This window comes from Cytophagales bacterium (assembly GCA_033344775.1).
Taxonomy (GTDB): Bacteria; Bacteroidota; Bacteroidia; order Cytophagales; family Cyclobacteriaceae; genus JAWPMT01.
The window spans coordinates 1,128,345-1,151,720 of sequence record JAWPMT010000001.1 but is presented as its reverse complement, the minus strand read 5'-3'; the positions used below and the strand labels follow the sequence as shown (position 1 = coordinate 1,151,720).

1 protein-coding gene is annotated in these 23,376 nt (G+C 46.3%); it reads right to left on the bottom strand.

Going from position 1 to position 23,376, the window contains the following annotated elements; translation table 11 throughout:
* On the bottom strand, positions 1 to 23,121 hold a 23,121-nt coding region (locus R8G66_04670), incomplete at its 3' end, for a hypothetical protein (protein MDW3191629.1).
* Positions 23,122 to 23,376: the final 255 nt, after the last annotated feature.

Genomic DNA, 23,376 nt, shown 5'->3' with positions numbered 1-23,376 from the left:
AGGTATGACTGTTTCATCTTCTACAATTGCCTGGAATGAATTAGGAGTACTCGGACAACCTGATCCTGCCTGATCCTGAATAGAAACGACGTAGGTCGCAGCTTCTAAACCTGTTATTTCATTACCACCAACTGTACCAGAGGTTGTAGTGATATCCGCTGCATGGTTAACATCCCCTGATGCTCCCGAAGTACCACCAGATATTGATTCATCATTCGAGATAGTTCCTGATAGTCCAGAAACAGTCAGGAAGGTAGCTTCAACTCCAACAACAGTAGCTGTTTCACCACCATCTATGGTGATGGTTTCACCAGGTTCAAATGTGCCAGATCCTCCATCGAAAGGAATAACAAACAAAGAAGCCCCTCCAGAGATTGACCATTGGAAAGTATAATCACTAAAAGTCGTGCTAGTGGTACCATTGTCATTGATACCTGTAATTTCAACAGAACCATTCAACGGTGAGCAATCGCTCGTATTTGTGATAGAAGCGGTTTCAACCTCATGAATCTCGAGATCTTCGGAAACTGTGAAAGTTTGACTTGTAATAGAACAACCAATATCATTTCCGGATGCAGCACCTGTGGATTCATGACGGGTGATCACCACTTCGTAATTACCTGCAGCTAAAGTTGCCGGTGTAGTCGATGTTGCTGTGAAATCTGTGGTTAAAGCAGTTCCAAACCCTCGTATCGTCTGAGTAAAGAAGAATGTTCCACTTCCGCTTACTCTCCATTCGAAGGTAAATCCACTTTCCAGATGATCATCATCTGCATTTTCAATGACGGTTACTGAAATAGAACCATTATCAGAATCACAGAAAGAATCATCTGTAATATCGAATGAAGTAATGATCGGATCATAAGCTTCCTGGATCAGCTCTTCTGTAGCAGAGGTAGTCCAACATTCTGCGGTACTTCCGAAAGAAGTTTGTGTTGTAGGTGCAACGGCTGAAGGATTCTCTTGTGCGATAGCCGTATAAGGGCCAGATGGCAGTCCAGTGAATTGAACTGATCCTCCTGCGGCGACAGCACCATTGTTACCCAATGATCCACCATCCCCGTCTTCAATTTCTCCTGTTTTCGGGAAGTATTTATAAGGGAAAGTCAATGTCGCACCTGTACTATTTGTAATGGTATAACTTGCAGTTCGATCTGCAGGAACTCCATCACCAGCATATAGGAATACAACGTATTCAGAAATATCATCTGCCTGTCCTGCAGTATATCCGATACTGGCAGTACTTACAACAGTTACCGTATTCCCGGAATCATCTCCGGTGATCACATCTCCAGCAGCCAGTCCACCACTAGAAATCGATAGTTGGACCAATGTAGCTCCGTCATCATTACTAATGATACCAGTAGCACCTCCACCTGGACCTGCTGCGGTGAAAGTTTCCAAAGTGGTAAGCGTAGTGGTACGAGGACCGGAGTTGTCAACCGTAACCTCAACATTATCTGAAAGAGACACGGTTGCTTCTCCATTGTCAGGGCATTCATCTACATTGGTTACGGTAAGTGTCGTAGTTGTCTGAATACCATTGAATGGCAAGTCGTAGGTAGCTTGCGTTCTACAACCACTGTTATCCTCCACTACCAGGGTGTAAAGTCCACTGATCAGGTTTCCGAGAACAGGGGTGGTATTGTCAACAGTAATGTTGTTTCCTCCTCCATCACCAACTAACACTTGCCCATTAGTTAGCGCTTCTGAGAAATCATCATCATTAGTAAAGTCGTCAGAACCTTCATACCATCTGTAGATAAATGGCCCTGTTCCACCAGCTATAGACCCTTGAATCGATCCGCCGGCAGCATCACAAGAAGAAGGAATGGTGATATTGGTAAATGAGATCGTTGGAGCAGCAGCAGTGCCGTCATTTACTACAATATCTGTTCGACTTGTTTCGCACCCGGAATCTGTATCTCGGACAATTACAGAGTAGGTGCCAGCAGTTAATAAGTTCAACTGTGATACCCCTTCAGTACCAGTAGTTGTAATGTTTGCTGAGCTATTGACATCTGCTGTTGCACTAGAAGCGCCACCTGAAATAGTCTCATCATCCGCGATATCTCCTGATGGATCAGACGCTAGAATCAACCCCGAATTATCGAATACGACGATTGTAGCAGTAGCACCGCCTCCAAATGTAATTACCTCACCTTCTTCGAATGTGCCAGTTAGATTGTCGAATGGCACTTCGATCAGTTGCGTAGCTCCAAGGAACCAATCGTACTTGTAGGTCGGTGTTGCTCCAACAGGGGTGCCGGTCACCGTCACGCTGGTAACTTCAGCCACACCATTTTCCAGATTACAAGTGGTTTGATCGGTTGAAGTAGTGACGGGTGTCAGCGTCAGTGTCTGAGAAGTTACTTCAATGGTCTCAGTCTCCGTACATAGTGTTGTGTTGTTTTGAACTTCGACGGTATAAAACCCTGAAGAAAGATTTGATATGATATTATCGGTATCCGTCTCAGCATTGATTGCGGTTCCGCTTGCTGAAGTTCCACTGTACCAGGTCAATGTGAAACCTGTAGAGCCGCCTGCAACAGACGCAGTGAGTTGACCTGTGTTTGTTCCGGAGCAACCAAAGTCGCTCCTATCCAGAGTAGTATTTATAGTGATAGTCGGCAAGGTTTCGCCTACGGTCACACTTTGGACAGCTGAAATACAACCTGTTTGATCGTCAATTACTGTAAGAATGTAATTTCCTCCCGGTACACCAGTCGTTGAAGCGGCACCGTCGTTATTCAATATGGCATCTGAATCAATTACCGTACCTGGCGCTGCCGCCGTAGCCCACTCGTATCGATAGTCTCCTGTACCACCTGTAACCGCAGTAGCCCCTGAAGCATCGGCTTGACCATTATAAGCGGTATTATCACAAGTAGTATTTGGTGTAATCACTATGTTACCTACTGTGATGATCGGCAAGTCCGTATCGTCATCGGCTATAGTAAATGCGTGTTCTAGATCACAGGTATTATCGGCATCGGTAATGGTCATGATGTAGTTGCCACCTGAAAGTCCTGTCACGGTAGAAGTCAAACCAGTAGTGCCATAAGAAACGACTACTGAATTATGTGTTCCACCATTTGCGATTGCAGTACCACCAGCAGTACTCAAGGCGAATGTGTAAGAGGAAGCTGCCGCAGTAGTTGCCGCAACATTATCGGTGGTAGTAGGGGTGAAGGTAATGGTACCATTGGCATCCAGGTCGGATCCATCATTGTTGGTTCCATCACAGACGGTATTATCCGCCTGAGCAGAAACGACAGGGTTGACGGTTGGTAAAGTTTCTCCGATGGTTACATCGGTAGCAGCAGATGCACAACCCGTTTGATCATCAATCACAGTAAGGATATAATCGCCACCAGCGACGCCATTAAGCACAGCATCATTATCAATGACCGTACCAGGAGCAGCTGCCGTAGCCCACTCGTATCGATAATCTCCTGTACCACCTGTAACTGCTGTAGCACCAGAAGCATCAGCTTGACCGGTGAATGCTGCGCCATTACAGGTCACATTTTCAGTAATGGTAATATTTCCTACTGTGATGGTAGGCAAGTCGGTATCGTCATCGGCAATGGTAAATGCATGTTCCAGATCACAGGTATTATCAGCATCCGTGATGGTCATGATGTAGTTTCCACCAGAAAGTCCGGTTACGGTAGAAGTCAAACCAGTCGTGCTGTAAGAAACGACTACCGTATTATGCGTTCCACCATTTGCGATAGCAGTACCGCCAGCGGTGCTCAATGCGAAAGTGTAAGAGGAAGCTGCTGCGGTAGTTACTGCAACATTGTCCGTAGTAGTAGGCGTGAAGGTAATGGTACCATTGGCATCCAGGTCGGATCCATCATTGTTTGTTCCGTCACAGACCGTGTTATCCGCTTGAGCAGAGACGACAGGGTTGACCGTTGGCAAAGTTTCTCCAATGGTTACATCAGTAGCAGCAGAAACGCAACCAGTTTGATCATCGATCACGGTAAGGATATAATCGCCACCAGCAACGCCATTTAGCACAGCATCATTATCAATGACAGTACCAGGAGCCGCCGCTGTAGCCCATTCGTATCGGTAATCTCCTGTACCACCGGTAACCGCGGTGGCACCAGAAGCATCAGCTTGACCGGTGAATGCTGCGCCATTACAGGTCACATTTTCAGTGATGGTTATATTTCCTACCGTGATGGTAGGTAAGTCTGTATCGTCATCGGCGATAGTAAATGCATGTTCCAGATCACAGGTATTATCGGCATCGGTGATGGTCATGATGTAGTTACCACCTGAAAGTCCTGTCACGGTAGAAGTCAAACCAGTAGTACCATAAGAAACCACTACCGTATTATGCGTTCCACCATTTGCGATGGCAGTACCACCAGCAGTACTCAAGGAGAATGTGTAAGAGGAAGCTGCCGCAGTAGTTGCCGCAACATTGTCCGTAGTAGTAGGCGTGAAGGTAATGGTACCATTGGCATCCAGGTCGGATCCATCATTGTTTGTTCCGTCACAGACGGTGTTATCCGCTTGAGCAGAGACGACAGGGTTGACGGTTGGCAAAGTTTCGCCAATGGTTACATCAGTAGCAGCAGATGCACAGCCCGTTTGATCATCAATCACGGTAAGGATATAATCGCCACCAGCAACGCCATTTAGCACAGCATCATTATCAATGACCGTACCCGGTGCTGCCGCTGTAGCCCATTCGTATCTATAGTCTCCTGTACCACCTGTAACTGCTGTTGCACCAGAAGCATCAGCTTGACCGGTGAATGCTGCGCCATTACAGGTTACATTTTCAGTAATGGTAATATTTCCTACTGTGATGGTAGGCAAGTCGGTATCGTCATCGGCAATGGTAAATGCATGTTCCAGATCACAGGTATTATCAGCATCCGTGATGGTCATGATGTAGTTTCCACCAGAAAGTCCGGTTACGGTAGAAGTCAAACCAGTCGTGCTGTAAGAAACGACTACCGTATTATGCGTTCCACCATTTGCGATGGAAGTACCGCCAGCGGTGCTCAATGCGAAAGTGTAAGAGGAAGCTGCTGCGGTAGTTGCTGCAACATTGTCCGTAGTAGTAGGCGTGAAGGTAATGGTACCATTGGCATCCAGGTCGGATCCATCATTGTTTGTTCCATCACAGACCGTATTATCCGCTTGAGCAGAGACGACAGGGTTGACGGTTGGCAAAGTTTCTCCAATGGTTACATCGGTAGTAGCAGAAACGCAACCAGTTTGATCATCGATCACGGTAAGGATATAATCGCCACCAGCAACGCCATTTAGTACAGCATCATTATCAATGACAGTACCAGGAGCCGCCGCTGTAGCCCATTCGTATCGGTAATCTCCTGTACCACCGGTAACCGCGGTGGCACCCGAAGCATCAGCTTGACCGGTGAATGCTGCGCCATTACAGGTCACATTTTCAGTAATGGTAATATTTCCTACTGTAATTGTGGGCAAATTAGTATCATCGTCAGCGATAGTAAACGCGTGCTCAACAGTACACTGATTATCCTGATCAGTTATTGTCATTACATAATTACCTCCTGATAATCCGGTAACAGTAGTGGCAGTAGATCCTGTCGCATCGTCATCATAGCTGACCGTAACACCAAGGTGAGAACCACCATCAGCAATAGCTGCACCAGCATCTGTTTCAAGTGAGAAGGTGTAATTATTAGAAGAAGATACTCCTGTCAGCGGTGTAAATGTGATGGATCCATTGGCATCGAGATCGGCCGCATCGTTGTTCGTCCCATCACAAACGGTATTGTCTTCCTGAGCGGTCACGTTTGGATCAACAACCGGTAGTGTTTCTCCGATAGTTACATTCTGTGAAGCAGAAACACAACCCGTTTGATCGTCGATTACGGTAAGGATGTACTCACCCCCCGCAACACCATTAAGAATGGCGTCATTGTCAATTACTGTTCCAGGGGTTGCTGCAGTAGCCCATTCGTATCGGTAATCACCGGTTCCGCCTGTTACGGCAGAAGCCCCGGATGCGTTTGCTTGTCCAGTGAAAGAAGTATTGTCACAAGTGGAGTTTTGCGTTATAGCAATATTACCAACTGAAATTGATGGTAGTTCCGTGTCATCATCAGCGATGGAAAAGGCATGTTCAACTGTACACTGATTATCCTGATCGGTTACCGTCATCACATAGTTTCCTCCGGATAATCCGGTAACCACAGTAGAAGTAGATCCGGTTGCATCATCATCGTAACTTACTGCTACACCAAGGTAATTATCCCCATCATTGATGGTCGTTCCTCCTGCCGTAGCAAGTGAGAATGTGTAGTTGTTAGAGGAAGCTCCACCGGTTTCAGGTTCGAAGGTAATTGTGCCATTGGCATCCAGATCGGCCGCGTCATTGTTGGTTCCATCACAAACGGTATTGTCCACCTGAGCAGTTACGTTAGCATCGACAACAGGAAGGACTTCTCCGATAGTAACATTTTGGGATGCAGAAACACAGCCAGTTTGGTCATCAATTACGGTAAGAATATACTCACCTCCGGCAACGCCGTTTAAAGTGGCGTCATTATCAATCACTGTACCAGGAGCAGCAGCAGTAGCCCACTCGTATCGGTAATCACCAGTTCCGCCTGTTACAGCAGAAGCCCCGGATGCGTTTGCTTGTCCAGTGAACGAAGTATTATCACACGTGGTATTTGGAGTAATCGCAATACTTCCGACAGCAATTGTTGGTAGTTGTGTATCATCATCAGCGATGGAAAAGGCATGTTCAACTGTACATTGATTATCCTGATCTGTAATTGTCATCACAAAGCTTCCTCCCGAAAGCCCAGTTACAGTGGTGGACGTTGAACCAGTCGCGTCATCGTCATAATTAACATTTTCACCAAGAAATGCATCTCCGTCATTGATAGTTGTTCCCCCTGAGGTAGCAAGTGAGAATGTGTAATTGTTAGAGGAAGCACCACCGGTTTCCGGTTCGAAGGTAATGGTACCATTAGCATCCAGATCGGCCGCGTCATTGTTGGTTCCGTCACAAACCGTATTATCAACCTGAGCCGTCACGTTGGCATCAACGACAGGCAGTGTTTCTCCGATAGTAACGCTTTCTGAAGCAGAGACACAACCTGTTTGGTCATCTATGACGGTAAGGATATAATCACCACCCGCAACACCATTTAGCGTGGCGTCAGAATCGATTACGGTACCAGGAGTTGCAGCAGTTGCCCACTCATATCGGTAATCACCAGTTCCACCTGTTACGGCAGAAGCCCCAGATGCGTTTGCCTGTCCAGTGAATGAAGTATTATCACAGGTCGTGTTTGGAGTAATTGCTATGTTACCGACTGTAATAACTGGTAACTCAGTATCATCATCATTGATGGTAAATGCATGTTCCAGATCACAGGTATTATCCGCATCTGTAATCGTCATGATGTAATTACCTCCGGAAAGTCCGGTAACGATAGTACTCGATCCTGTGGTCGTGTATGACACCACTACTGAATTATGAGTAGCTCCATTGGCGATAGCTGTTCCTCCGGCAGTAGACAATGCGAAGGTGTAAGAAGAGGCCGCGGCCGTAGTAGCTGCAACGTTATTGGTAGTGGTAGGGGTGAAGGTGATCGTACCATTGGCATCTAAATCACCTGCATTATTGTTCGTCCCGTCACAGACCGTATTGTCCACTTGATTGGATACAACAGGATTCACCGTTGGTAAGGTTTCTCCGATCGTTATGCTTTCAGAAGCTGAAACACAACCTGTTTGATCATCAATAACCGTGAAGATGTAATCACCGCCGGCTACATTATTCAGAATGGCGTCATTGTCGATGACAGTGCCTGGAGCTGCGGCTGTGGCCCACTCATATCTGTAATCACCTGTTCCGCCAGTAACAGCGGTAGCCCCTGAAGCATCGGCCTCACCAGTATAAGCTGTATTGTCACAAGTGACATTTTGAGTTAATGTTATGTTACCGACCGTAATGACTGGTAGTTCGGTATCATCATCATTTAAGGTAAATGCGTGCTCCAGATCACAGGTATTATCCGCATCTGTAATCGTCATGATATAATTTCCTCCCGAAAGTCCGGTAACGATGGTACTCGATCCTGTGGTTGTGTATGATACCACAACTGAATTATGAGTAGCTCCATTAGCGATAGCTGTTCCTCCAGAAGTAGACAATGCAAATGTGTAAGAAGAGGCCGCGGCCGTAGTAGCTGCAACGTTATCGGTAGTGGTAGGGGTGAAGGTGATCGTACCATTGGCATCTAAATCACCTGCGTCATTATTAGAACCATCACATACTGTGTTGTCCGCTTGAGCTGAAACAACAGGATTGACGGTTGGTAAGGTTTCTCCAATAGTGACACTTTCTGAGGCAGAAACACAACCCGTTTGATCGTCGATAACCGTGAAGATGTAATCACCACCAGCCACATTATTCAGAATGGCATCATTGTCGATTACGGTACCTGGAGCGGCAGCAGTGGCCCACTCATATCGATAGTCACCTGTACCTCCCGTTACTGCCGTAGCCCCTGATGCATCAGCTGCACCCGTATAAGCTGAATTGTCACAAGTTACGTTTTGAGTAATGCTGATATTTCCTAAAGTAATTTCAGGTAATTCCGAATCATCATCGGCGATTGTAAACGCATATTCCAGGTCACAGGTATTATCTGCATCGGTAATGGTCATGATATAATTCCCTCCGGAAAGCCCAGTAATGGTTGAGGTCGACCCGACGATGGAGTAGGAGATCAAAACCGAATTGAAGGTACTTCCATTTGCAATTGCTGTTCCTCCGGCAGTAGCTAAGGAGTATGAATAGGACGAAGCTGCAGCTGTTGTGGCTGCTACATTATCCGTAGTGGTAGGGGTGAAAGTAATGGTACCGTTAGCATCAAGATCTCCTGCGTCATTGTTCGTTCCGTCACAGACAGTGTTATCCGCCTGTGCTGAGACTACTGGATTTACGGTGGGTAAGGTTTCACCAATAGTAACGTTCTGAGCTACAGAAACACATCCGGTTTGATCATCGATTACAGTGAAAATGTATTCACCACCGGCGACACCATCAAGAATGGCATCATTATCAATTACTGTTCCTGGAGCTGCGGCCGTGGCCCACTCATATCGATAATCACCGGTTCCACCGGTAACAGCAGTAGCACCTGACGCATCTGCCTGGCCCGTGTATGCCGTATTATCACAAGTGACATTTTGGGTTATGCTGATATTTCCTAATGTGATGACCGGAACGTCTGTATCATCATTTGCGATAGTAAATGCATGTTCATTGGTGCATTGATTGTCCAGATCGGTAATGGTTATGACATAATTGCCTCCTGATAAACCAGTGACAGTAGTAGAAGTGGAGCCAGTGGCATCGTCATCATAATTTACTGTAGCACCGAGATAGGCGTCTCCATCATTGATGGCCGTTCCGCCGGCAGTTTCAAGAGCGAATGTGTAGTTATTTGAAGAAGTGACCCCTGTTAAAGGAGCAAAAGTGATACTACCGTTGGCATCAGGGTCCAATGCACCATTGTTTGAAGTATCGCAAATCGTATTATCTGCCTGGGCTGTTACATTAGCATCAATAACTGGTAAAGTTTCCCCGACGGTTACGTCGACAGAAGCGGAGATACAACCTGTTTGGTCGTCAATTACAGTAAGGATATAATCACCTCCATCTACATCATTCAAGACATTGTCATTATCAATGACTGTTCCAGGAGCCGCAGCGGTGGCCCATTCGAATCGATAGTCACCGGTTCCACCCGCAACGACATTAGCAGCAGATGCATCGGCTTCACCATTGAAAGCCGTATTGTCACAAGTAGTATTATCAGTAGTGGTGATGTTGCCGACGGTAATGACAGGTAGTTCGGTATCATCATCAGCGATGGTAAATGCATGTTCGAGATCACAGGTGTTATCGGCATCCGTGATGGTCATGATGTAGTTACCACCAGAAAGTCCGGTTACGATAGAAGATGAACCGGTTGTGGTGTAAGTTACCACGACAGCATTATGTGTTCCACCATTAGCGATAGCTGTTCCACCAGCAGTGGACAATGCGAAAGTATAAGACGTGGCTGCAGCGGTAGTAGCTGCAACATTGTCCGTAGTAGTAGGGGTGAAGGTAATGGTACCATTGGCATCCAGATCACCTGCATCATTGTTCGTTCCGTCACAGACGGTGTTGTCTCCTTGATTGGAAACCACCGGATTGACCGTAGGTAGCGTTTCCCCGACGGTTACATCGACAGAAGCGGAGATACAACCTGTTTGGTCGTCAATGACGGTAAGGATATAATCACCACCTTCTACACCGTTCAAGACATTGTCATTATCGATGACTGTACCAGGCGCCGCGGCAGTAGCCCATTCGAATCGATAGTCACCGGTTCCACCCGCAACTACATTAGCAGCAGACGCATCGGCTTCACCATTGAAAGCCGTATTGTCACAAGTAGTGTTATCGGAAGTAGTGATGTTGCCGACCGTAATGACGGGTAGTTCGGTATCATCATCAGCTATGGTAAAGGCATGTTCGAGATCACAGGTGTTGTCGGCATCGGTGATGGTCATGATGTAGTTTCCGCCTGAAAGTCCAGTTACGGTAGAAGATGAACCGGTTGTGGTGTAAGTTACCACGACAGCATCATGTGTTCCACCATTAGCGATAGCCGTTCCACCAGCAGTGGACAATGCGAAAGTATAAGACGTGGCTGCAGCGGTAGTAGCCGCTACATTGTCCGTGGTAGTAGGGGTGAAGGTAATGGTGCCATTGGCATCCAGATCACCTGCATCATTGTTTGTTCCGTCACAAACGGTGTTGTCCACTTGATTGGAAACGACCGGATTGACTGTAGGTAGCGTTTCACCGACAGTTACATCGACAGAAGCGGAGATACAACCTGTTTGGTCGTCAATTACAGTAAGGATATAATCACCTCCATCTACATCATTTAAGACATTGTCATTATCAATGACTGTTCCAGGAGCCGCAGCGGTGGCCCATTCGAATCGATAGTCACCGGTTCCACCCGCAACGACATTAGCAGCAGATGCATCGGCTTCACCATTGAAAGCCGTATTGTCACAAGTAGTATTATCAGTAGTGGTGATGTTGCCGACGGTAATGACAGGTAGTTCGGTATCATCATCAGCTATGGTAAAGGCATGTTCGAGATCACAGGTGTTATCAGCATCGGTGATGGTCATGATGTAGTTACCACCAGAAAGTCCGGTTACGATAGAAGATGAACCGGTTGTGGTGTAAGTTACCACGACAGCATTATGTGTTCCACCATTAGCGATAGCTGTTCCACCAGCAGTGGACAATGCGAAAGTATAAGACGTGGCTGCAGCGGTAGTAGCTGCAACATTGTCCGTAGTAGTAGGGGTGAAGGTAATGGTACCATTGGCATCCAGATCACCTGCATCATTGTTCGTTCCGTCACAGACGGTGTTGTCTACTTGATTGGAAACGACCGGATTGACGGTAGGTAGCGTTTCCCCGACGGTTACGTCAACAGAAGCGGAAACACAACCTGTTTGGTCGTCAATGACGGTAAGGATATAATCACCACCTTCTACACCGTTCAAGACATTGTCATTATCGATGACTGTACCAGGCGCCGCGGCAGTAGCCCATTCGAATCGATAGTCACCGGTTCCACCCGCAACGACATTAGCAGCAGATGCATCGGCTTCACCATTGAAAGCCGTATTGTCACAAGTAGTATTATCAGTAGTGGTGATGTTGCCGACGGTAATGACAGGTAGTTCGGTATCATCATCAGCGATGGTAAAGGCATGTTCGAGATCACAGGTGTTATCGGCATCCGTGATGGTCATGATGTAGTTACCATCAGAAAGTCCGGTTACGATAGAAGATGAACCGGTTGTGGTGTAAGTTACCACGACAGCATTATGTGTTCCACCATTAGCGATAGCTGTTCCACCAGCAGTGGACAATGCGAAAGTATAAGACGTGGCTGCAGCGGTAGTAGCTGCAACATTGTCCGTAGTAGTAGGGGTGAAGGTAATGGTACCATTGGCATCCAGATCACCTGCATCATTGTTCGTTCCGTCACAGACGGTGTTGTCTCCTTGATTGGAAACCACCGGATTGACCGTAGGTAGCGTTTCCCCGACAGTTACGTCAACAGAAGCGGAAATACAACCTGTTTGGTCGTCAATGACGGTAAGGATATAATCACCACCTTCAACACCGTTCAGGACATTGTCATTATCGATGACTGTACCAGGAGCTGCGGCAGTGGCCCACTCGAATCGGTAATCGCCAGTTCCACCTGCAACTACGTTAACAGCAGAAGCATCAGCTTGACCGGTGAATGAAGTATTGTCACAAGTAGTGTTATCGGAAGTAGTGATGTTGCCGACCGTAATAACGGGTAGTTCGGTATCATCATCGGCTATGGTAAAGGCATGTTCGAGATCACAGGTGTTGTCGGCATCGGTGATGGTCATGATGTAGTTTCCGCCTGAAAGTCCAGTTACGGTAGAAGATGAACCGGTTATGGTATAAGTTACCACGACAGCATTATGTGTTCCACCATTAGTGATAGCTGTTCCACCAGCAGTGGACAATGCGAAAGTATAAGACGTGGCTGCAGCGGTAGTAGCCGCTACATTGTCGGTGGTAGTGGGGGTGAAGGTAATGGTACCATTGGCATCCAGATCACCGGCATCATTGTTTGTTCCGTCACAGACGGTGTTGTCCACTTGATTGGAAACGACCGGATTGACGGTAGGTAGCGTTTCCCCGACGGTTACATCGACAGAAGCGGAGATACAACCTGTTTGGTCGTCAATTACAGTAAGGATATAATCACCACCTTCTACACCGTTCAAGACATTGTCATTATCGATGACTGTACCAGGCGCCGCAGCGGTGGCCCATTCAAATCGGTAATCGCCAGTTCCACCTGCAACTACGTTAACAGCAGAAGCATCAGCTTGACCGGTGAATGAAGTATTGTCACAAGTAGTGTTATCAGAAGTGGAGATGTTGCCGACCGTAATGACGGGTAGTTCGGTATCATCATCAGCTATGGTAAAGGCATGTTCGAGATCACAGGTGTTATCAGCATCGGTGATGGTCATGATGTAGTTACCACCAGAAAGTCCGCTTACGATAGAAGATGAACCGGTTGTGGTGTAAGTTACCACGACAGCATCATGTGTTCCACCATTAGTGATAGCTGTTCCACCAGCAGTGGACAATGCGAAAGTATAAGACGTGGCTGCAGCGGTAGTAGCCGCTACATTGTCGGTGGTAGTTGGCGTGAAAGTAATGGAACCATTGGCATCCAGATCACCTGCATCATTGTTCGTTCCGTCACAGACGGTGTTGTCTACTTGATTGGAAACGACCGGATTGACGGTAGGTAGCGTTTCCCCGACGGTTACGTCAACAGAAGCGGAAATACAACCTGTTTGGTCGTCAATGACGGTAAGGATATAATCACCACCTTCTACACCGTTCAAGACATTGTCATTATCGATGACTGTACCAGGCGCCGCGGCAGTAGCCCATTCGAATCGATAGTCACCGGTTCCACCCGCAACGACATTAGCAGCAGATGCATCGGCTTCACCATTGAAAGCCGTATTGTCACAAGTAGTATTATCAGTAGTGGTGATGTTGCCGACGGTAATGACAGGTAGTTCGGTATCATCATCAGCGATGGTAAAGGCATGTTCGAGATCACAGGTGTTATCGGCATCCGTGATGGTCATGATGTAGTTACCACCAGAAAGTCCAGTTACAGTAGAAGATGAACCGGTGGTATTATACGATACAATTACGGAATTATGTGTTCCTCCATTAGCAATAGCTGTTCCACCAGCAGTGGACAATGCGAAAGTATAAGACGTGGCTGCAGCGGTAGTAGCCGCTACATTGTCGGTGGTAGTTGGCGTGAAAGTAATGGTACCATTGGCATCCAGATCACCTGCATCATTGTTTGTTCCGTCACAGACGGTGTTGTCCACTTGATTGGAAACGACCGGATTGACGGTAGGTAGCGTTTCCCCGACGGTTACGACTACAGCAGCGGAAATACAACCTGTTTGGTCGTCAATTACAGTAAGGATATAATCACCACCTTCTACACCGTTCAAGACATTGTCATTATCGATGACTGTACCAGGCGCCGCGGCAGTAGCCCACTCGAATCGGTAATCGCCAGTTCCACCTGCAACTACGTTAACAGCAGAAGCATCAGCTTGACCGGTGAATGAAGTATTGTCACAAGTAATGTTTTCGGAAGTAGTGATGTTGCTGACCGTAATAACGGGTAGTTCGGTATCATCATCGGCTATGGTAAAGGCATGTTCGAGATCACAGGTGTTATCAGCATCGGTGATGGTCATAATGTAGTTTCCGCCTGAAAGTCCAGTTACGGTAGAAGATGAACCGGTTGTGGTGTAAGTTACCACGACAGCATCATGTGTTCCACCATTAGCGATAGCTGTTCCACCAGCAGTGGACAATGCGAAAGTATAAGACGTGGCTGCAGCGGTAGTAGCCGCTACATTGTCGGTGGTAGTTGGCGTGAAAGTAATGGTACCATTGGCATCCAGATCACCGGCATCATTGTTTGTTCCGTCACAGACGGTGTTGTCCACTTGATTGGAAACGACCGGATTGACCGTAGGTAGCGTTTCACCGACGGTTACGTCTACAGCAGCGGAGATACAACCTGTTTGGTCGTCAATGACGGTAAGGATATAATCACCACCTTCTACACCGTTCAAGACATTGTCATTATCGATGACTGTACCAGGCGCCGCAGCGGTGGCCCATTCGAATCGATAGTCACCGGTTCCACCCACAACGACATTAGCAGCAGACGCATCGGCTTCACCATTGAAAGCCGTATTGTCACAAGTAGTGTTATCAGTAGTGGAGATGTTTCCGACCGTAATGACGGGTAGTTCGGTATCATCATCAGCGATGGTAAAGGCATGTTCGAGATCACAGGTGTTATCAGCATCGGTGATGGTCATGATGTAGTTACCACCAGAAAGTCCGCTTACGATAGAAGATGAACCGGTTGTGGTGTAAGTTACCACGACAGCATCATGTGTTCCACCATTAGTGATAGCTGTTCCACCAGCAGTGGACAATGCGAAAGTATAAGACGTGGCTGCAGCGGTAGTAGCCGCTACATTGTCGGTGGTAGTTGGCGTGAAAGTAATGGAACCATTGGCATCCAGATCACCGGCATCATTGTTTGTTCCGTCACAGACGGTGTTGTCCACTTGATTGGAAACGACCGGATTGACGGTAGGTAGCGTTTCCCCGACGGTTACGTCTACAGCAGCGGAAATACAACCTGTTTGGTCGTCAATGACGGTAAGGATATAATCACCACCTTCTACACCGTTCAAGACATTGTCATTATCGATGACTGTACCAGGCGCCGCGGCAGTGGCCCACTCGAATCGGTAATCACCAGTTCCTCCCGCAACCACATTAGCAGCGGAAGCATCAGCTTGACCGGTGAATGAAGTATTGTCACAAGTAGTGTTATCAGAAGTGGTGATGTTCCCGACCGTAATGACAGGTAGTTCGGTATCATCATCGGCAATGGTAAAGGCATGTTCGAGATCACAGGTGTTATCAGCATCGGTGATGGTCATGATGTAGTTACCACCAGAAAGTCCAGTTACAGTAGAAGATGAACCGGTGGTATTATACGATACAATTACGGAATTATGTGTTCCTCCATTAGCAATATCTGTTCCACCAGCAGTGGACAATGCGAAAGTATAAGACGTGGCTGCAGCGGTAGTAGCCGCTACATTGTCGGTGGTAGTTGGCGTGAAAGTAATGGTACCATTGGCATCCAGATCACCTGCATCATTGTTTGTTCCGTCACAGACGGTGTTGTCTACTTGATTGGAAACGACCGGATTGACGGTAGGTAGCGTTTCCCCGACGGTTACATCGACAGAAGCGGAGATACAACCTGTTTGGTCGTCAATGACGGTAAGGATATAATCACCACCTTCTACACCGTTCAAGACATTGTCATTATCGATGACTGTACCAGGCGCCGCGTCAGTAGCCCACTCGAATCGGTAATCACCAGTTCCTCCCGCAACCACATTAGCAGCGGAAGCATCAGCTTGACCGGTGAATGAAGTATTGTCACAAGTAGTATTATCAGTAGTGGAGATGTTCCCGACCGTAATGACGGGTAGTTCCGTATCATCATCAGCAATGGTAAATGAATGTTCCAGGTCACAGGTGTTATCAGCATCGGTGATGGTCATGATGTAGTTACCACCAGAAAGTCCAGTCACAGTAGAAGATGAACCGGTGGTATTATACGATACAGTTACGGAATTATGTGTTCCTCCATTAGCGATAGCCGTTCCCCCAGCAGTGGACAATGAGAAGGTATAAGAAGTAGCCGCAGCGGTAGTTGCGGCAACATTATCCGTAGTAGTAGGGGTGAAAGTAATGGTACCATTGGCATCCAGATCACCTGCATCGTTGTTCGTTCCATCACAGACGGTGTTGTCTACTTGATTGGAAACGACCGGATTAATCGTCGGTAAGGTCTCGCCAATAGTTACGCTTTCAGATGCGGAAATACACCCAGTCTGATCATCGATAACCGTTAGAATATATTCTCCACCTGCAACATCATTAAGAATATTATCATTATCGATCACTGTGCCGGGAGTCGCAGCAGTTGCCCACTCAAATCGGTAATCACCGGTTCCACCTGCAACGACATTTGCAGCGGAAGCATCAGCTTGACCATTGAATACAGTATTATCACAAGTGCTATTATCGGTAGTTGTGATATTGCCGACAGTAATAACGGGTAATTGTGTGTCATCGTCATTGATTGTGAAGGCATGTTCGAGATCACAGGTGTTATCAGCATCGGTGATGGTCATGACATAGTTGCCACCGGAGAGTCCAGTTACGGTAGTAGTAGATCCAGTTGTGGAGTAAGAAACGATTACTGAATTATGTGTCCCACCATTGGAAATGTCAGTTCCACCTGCTGTAGCTAAAGAGAATGTATAAGAACTGGCAGCGGCGGTAGTAGCCGATACATTATTGGTAGTAGATGGAGTGAAGGTAATGGAGCCATTGGCATCCAGATCACCAGCATCATTGTTTGTTCCATCACAGACGGTGTTATCTATCAAGTTAGATGCTACAGCATTGACTGTTGGTAAAGTTTCACCTATAGTCACAGTGACTGTTCCAGTAGCAGGACATCCAGTATCAGTATCTGAAACCGTTAAAATGTAGGATCCACCGGCAACTCCACTTAAAACACCATCACTATCAATTTCAGTAGAAGGAGCATCTATTGACGCCCATGAGTAAGTATAATTTCCAGATCCGCCAGTTACGGCGTTAGCAGCTGTTGCATCCGCTAAACCAGTATATGCAGCAGGATCACAGGTTGTATTGATGGTAGTGCTAATATTTCCAAGCGAGATCACGGGCTCGTCTGTATCACTGCTAAGAACAATACTTTCTGAATTGCTACATTCGAAAGCTTCATAAACCACCACTACAGTGTAAGTGCCAGCACTTAACGTGTCAGGAGTGGTATTGCTATCACCTACCTGAGTTCCTGTAACGGGATCAGTATCTGTTTCTGCCCACCAGGTAAATGAAAAGGTAGGTTCTGTTTCAAAGACTCCAGCGTTACTTGGATCTTCAGCTTCAGCTGACAGCTGTCCTGTTCCGGTGCTTGCCGAACAATTGATGTCGGCCTGAACTTCCGTTAATGAAATATTAGGGAAAAGTGGATCATCATTGACTCTAAGAGTAATTGGATCTGAGACGCATCCAGTTGTAGCGTTTACAGCAACTACCGTATAAGCATTATCAGTAAGTGTTACGGTACCCTCGAAACTGGTTTCTCCAAGGCTGTCTAGACTGCTACCTGTCTCATCACTGATAAGATTGGCTGCATCAACTACATCCCCCAGATACCACCTGAAAGTATGATTGGTAGCTAGATTATCTCCTGATACTTGTACGCTTGCTGAACCTCGTGGTACATCACATGAATTGTTATCAAAAGCCGAAGAAGAGGAGAATGTCGGTGTTGTTGTATTGTCTCCAACCACAACATCTACAAAATCATTACAAGTGAGGTCATCATTAGTGACTCTGATCCTGTAAGTACCATCCTCGAGATCGGTAAATGTTGTGCCTGCACTTCCATCAGTGATGTTTACAGTTTGTAATAAAGTTGTTGTATTAGCACCGTCAAATATCTCGTAAGTATAACTGCTTGGTTCGTCTCCTGATGACGTGGAAGTGACCGTTATGGTACCATTGCCATTGACACAGTATTCGTCATCTGTAGTAGATGTACTGATGTTCGGCAAGTCCGGAACATCTGCTAGTGAAACAGTGGCGGGTACCGTAATACATTCAGAAGTGGTGCTCAATGCTGTAACTGTGTAAAATCCACCAGCTAAACCGCTGAATACCCCCGTAGAATTTGAGGCAAGCAAGGTGCTTGTACTGAATCCGGAATACAAACTGAATGTGTAAGTGTCCATGTCAGTACCGGGATCCACTGATGAAGAGATATCAATGACACCATTAGGATTGCCCGCGTCACAACTAGTGTTGTTGGTCGCAGTGGAAACCGGACAAACAATATCGGCAGTTGTGTAAGTAATATCACTCGAATTGATAGCGGTACCATCATAATCAGAAGGAGTGGTGATATTAGCAGAAGAGGCCGTGTTTGGAATGGTGGTGCCAGAAACATTTGAAGCATTGAAGTTCCAGTATCCTACGAGACCATCTTCACTTCCATCCAATTCTCTACACATCTGCTCTACAATCTCAGCTGCAGAAAGGGCCTTATCGTAAATTCTAACTTCATCGATTTCACCCTGGAATTTCTTTGAAGAGCTTAGGTCTCTACCAATTCGCATGGTGTTACCTGTATTGATAAGTACACCAGTTCCAACATAAGTTGTCGATCCAATCTCTACGCCATTGGCATACATTTTCATTTCGCCTGTTGTGCCATCCCAGGTACCGACCACCTGTGTCCATCCAGTAGCAGAATAAGAACTGTTGATTCTTCCACGACTACCGTCACCTTGTGTTTTCACGACAAAGGCAAGTCCATCGTGATTGTCAGACCAAAGTAATACTTGATTTTCCCCGGTTGATCCTGAAGAGAACACTCGGTGATCACTAGAATAGTTACTAGCGGTTAAGTTGGCCCAATAAGAGATGGTAACGGCGTTAGTTACGGGATTTCCGGTTCCAAACATTTGTGGGATTTCCATGTAACCGGTACTACCCATTGTCATTGATTCATCAGTATCGACCGAATTAAATAAGGTAAAAGTTGGTTCGGTGAAGTTATCAGACACATCAACTGTAGTTTGAGCCGAACAGCCAGTAGTTGAATTAGTAACTACTACTGTGTATGTACCACTAGGTAATCCTTCAGCCTGTGAATCACTGTTAGACAGGCTAGTACCTGTGATCGCAGCAGGAAGCCTGTTCTCTGATAATGTGTTTTCGCCGGCATACCACTCAAAGTCAAATCCTGCTATGGTACCTGCGCCATCTGCATCTGCGGTGGCGATTCCATCTGCATTTTCACAGGAGGTATTGGCCTGGGTTTCGGTTGCAGTCGGGCTAGGGAATTCAACCGTGGAAGTAATTTCAACCACAAGCGGAGCAGATTCACAACTTGTAGCATTTATTGCTACTACGGTATAAAAGCCTACTTCTAATCCACTGTAAGTGGCGCCAGTTGCGTCTGTTCCAGAAAAATCGGGCGTAGGGCCCACGGAAGAACCATCGTACCATTCGAAGGTGAAGCCCGAAGTAGATCCGTTGACATCCACGGTGATCGAACCTGTGTCTGTGTCTGTACAACTGGTAACTTGTGTTTGACTTACCACCTGTGGAGTGGGGGTAGGGGTCTGACTGGTAGTAATCTCGACGGTGGCTTCTTCTTCACAACCAGTAACTTCACTGATAGCGCGAATCAGGTAAGTCCCTGCATTGGCGTTGGAAAGGGTTGTTCCCGTGGCAATTGGGGTGCTCGTATCTGTACTATTGAACCACGTAAAGTTATAGCCAGTGGTTGTTTCAGTTCCATCTGGTTCCTGCACCAAAGCTGCAGCTTCTCCATCAGGAGTGACACAATCTGTCAGTGGGCTCACTTCCGTTCCAATCACGGTAAATGCTTCAGGGATTTGCTCTGCAATTGTAAGGGTCAATGTGTCTGAAAAACAGTTAGATGCTGTGGCAAGACCAAATACATCATATGTTCCTGAAGGAGCTCCTGTGAAACTACTTCCTTGATGAATTAATGTCGAATAATCTCCCTCATTGTACCAGAAAAACTCAAATCCTTCTGCTTCTGTGAAGATACCTGTCTGTGCTTGTTCGGTTCCGGAAACATTAACATTGTCCAGATAGTAACTTTCATTATTCCCTGTGTTGGACATGCGGACTCGAATGTCCAAAGTACTTCCATTCAATCCCGAGACAGAGGCTTGCATGAAACCAAAACTTCCTGACTCATTGAAAATTCTGACTTCCGAACCACCATCAATAGAATAGAAGACTCTCACCCTGTCGACAAAACTACCACTGGCTTCCTGGTTACTGGATGCCGTTATATCAGCAGTGAATGAAACATCCGTAAAATTTGAAATGTCGATGGTCTGAGATCTCCAGTTAACATTTCCATCAGTATCGTTGGCTTCAAACGCATTACTTCCTATGTCAGTACTAACTGCAGCGAAATCTGTATTATTAGCTTCTGTTCTACTCCAGGCAGTTGTGCCATTATCGCTGGAAGTTCCTACGGCCAGATCATCAAATGTTTCCAGATAGATTGTGCCCAGGCCACCACCGATAGTACCTTCAAAGAAGGCCTCAAACTCACCATTGTCAGGGACGGTGGTAACGCATCGTTCATTGTTCGAAACCACGTTTGCGGTCAGAGTAAATGTGTCAGCTGTCACATCAAGACTAGTCATGTTATTATCTGTTTCGCATTCTGGGATACTAGCTGTTCCAAGTGTGATTGGTGGCTCACTTCCACTATTATTGATAACAATGAAAAGCTCAAAGTCTCCACCGGGGCCTTCAACGGTAGCAGTGATAGTTTCCGTAGAACCTATGGTGAAGTTGTTCAGGGTATGAATGTACGTGTCAACCAGGGTACCGTCAGCGGTAGTTGGATCGCCACTATAAAAAGCAACAGGTAGGGTGCCTGAGAGATCCGTATCTCCATCATTTCTGATGGTGAAGGTCACGTCGAAACTCGTCTCGGGACAAGCAGATTGTGTCGCACTCAAAGGGCTTGGCAATAAGTTGATATCAGGAGATACGAATGAAGGACAACCATCAGCTTCCAGAATAGTAGACTGGGTAAGAAAGCTATTCAATGGACGTTGATCCTCTGTGACAGTTCCAGTTTCGCAATCAACACTACTAAAGATCGCGGTGTGATTTTGTTGATTGGCAGGTACAGTCAGGTCATCATCAATGTTTACGTTGTAATAACCGTGCTGATTCCATACCGTCCTTGACGGCTGCCACACTTCACCGTCTGATTCAAAAATTCTTACGTGTGAAAACTGCGTGTTGCTGTAAGGGCTAAAGCTCAATGCATCACTGGTATAACAGGTTACACAAATCTCACTGGCAGCATCACCATCAACGTCTGCAATAATTGGATATTCTTCTTGAGTCCTTGAAATACAAGTAGCACTATTTCTAGTGCTTCCATCAGTTCCATCAATGATCAATAATTGACTTTCACTTCGATAAACCGTTTCTGCATCGCCATCCCCATCAAAGTCGAAAAGGGTACAACCGGTAAATCCTGAAGACCCTTCTCTGATACCTTTGATCCAATGTGGTACCAGATCTCCAGTGACCTGATCCAATTCCAGCGAATAGAGTTTTTGGTCCGACACGTAGTTGGCATTCAGAAATCCGTCACCGTCAACATCCGCAATATTGATTCGTCCTGTGCCTCTTGGGTGATCGTTAGTAGGGTCAGCATACATTTTCACATCCTCATTTGCCACATCCCAAAAGAAGATTGTAGTTGGATCGCCATAGTCACTTCCAAAAGCTCCAGGCATGAGTACATCCATTGTTCCGTCAAGGTTGAAGTCAGCTACCGAAACTGCGGACCAGTTTTCACCGCCCCAGTTCGGGTAATATTTTGGGTGATAAGTTCCGGTTTCGCCGAGAGCGGCAAGATCGTCATTCATGTCCCTTACCAAAGTTTTGGTGCCCGTTCCGATATTGATTGAATAAATCTCATTACCCGTGATCAATTCCAGTCCGGAACAGTCGGCACATGCCGCGTCATCGAGGATATCTACCGCAAGAGAACCATGGACAAAATCAACCTCCATGTTGCCACTCTCTCCGATAATCACTGCTCCGGTTGCAGCATCTCTGATTTCATCCGCATAGTATAGTTCTGCAGTACCATCACCATTGAAATCCGCAATTCCCATTAGGCCAACTTTATCTCCCACTTTAGCTGTCCAGATTTGATTTCCTTCACAATCGAAGGCTGCTATGTCACCGTCTCCCTTATCCTCATTGACGAATACTTCCGCACACTCATCGCCAGTCACATCCCCTATAACCAATGTGTTCTCTGGTTGAAATGATAAGTTGACCACATACTCCGTAGCACCGGTAACGCCATCCAGTACGGTGTATTTGTTTTGTTGTTTATTCGTTGCCAACACCTCAGGAGTACCATCCTGATCAATATCCCCTACTGCAGGTGTAGCGTGACTATTGGCTGTTTGGTCGTCTGAACCCCATTGTACCCGGATACTGAAGTTGGGATTATCCGTAGGCTCATCCGCACAAACCACAGAGTTTCCAAAGAAGAAATCTGTACAACTCGCGCTGCCTGAACAATCTGAATCAAAACAATCGACAAATCCATCCAGGTCATTATCTGATCCGTCAGCACAGTCTTCTGTAGTCTGTGCTAGGGCTGAATAAGACAATAAAACCGGCAATAGGAATAGCAGTATACGCTTATTAGGGAGTTTCATGGTATTCATGGTGGCGTTAAAATACTATAATATATACGATAAGTACCATAATTGTAACCTGCGGTAGTCACAAAAAGATGCTTCCGATATCAATATTGGGAGTACTGTTTGAATCTTAAAATAAAAAAACTCTAATCCGATGATAAATTACTGAAATAATAGACAACTAAAAACTATTCCGAGGCAGTCCCGTGAAATCGTCATGTAGAAGGCAATTATCTCAGCGGTTTTCACTTTTACAACAATTTTTTGGAT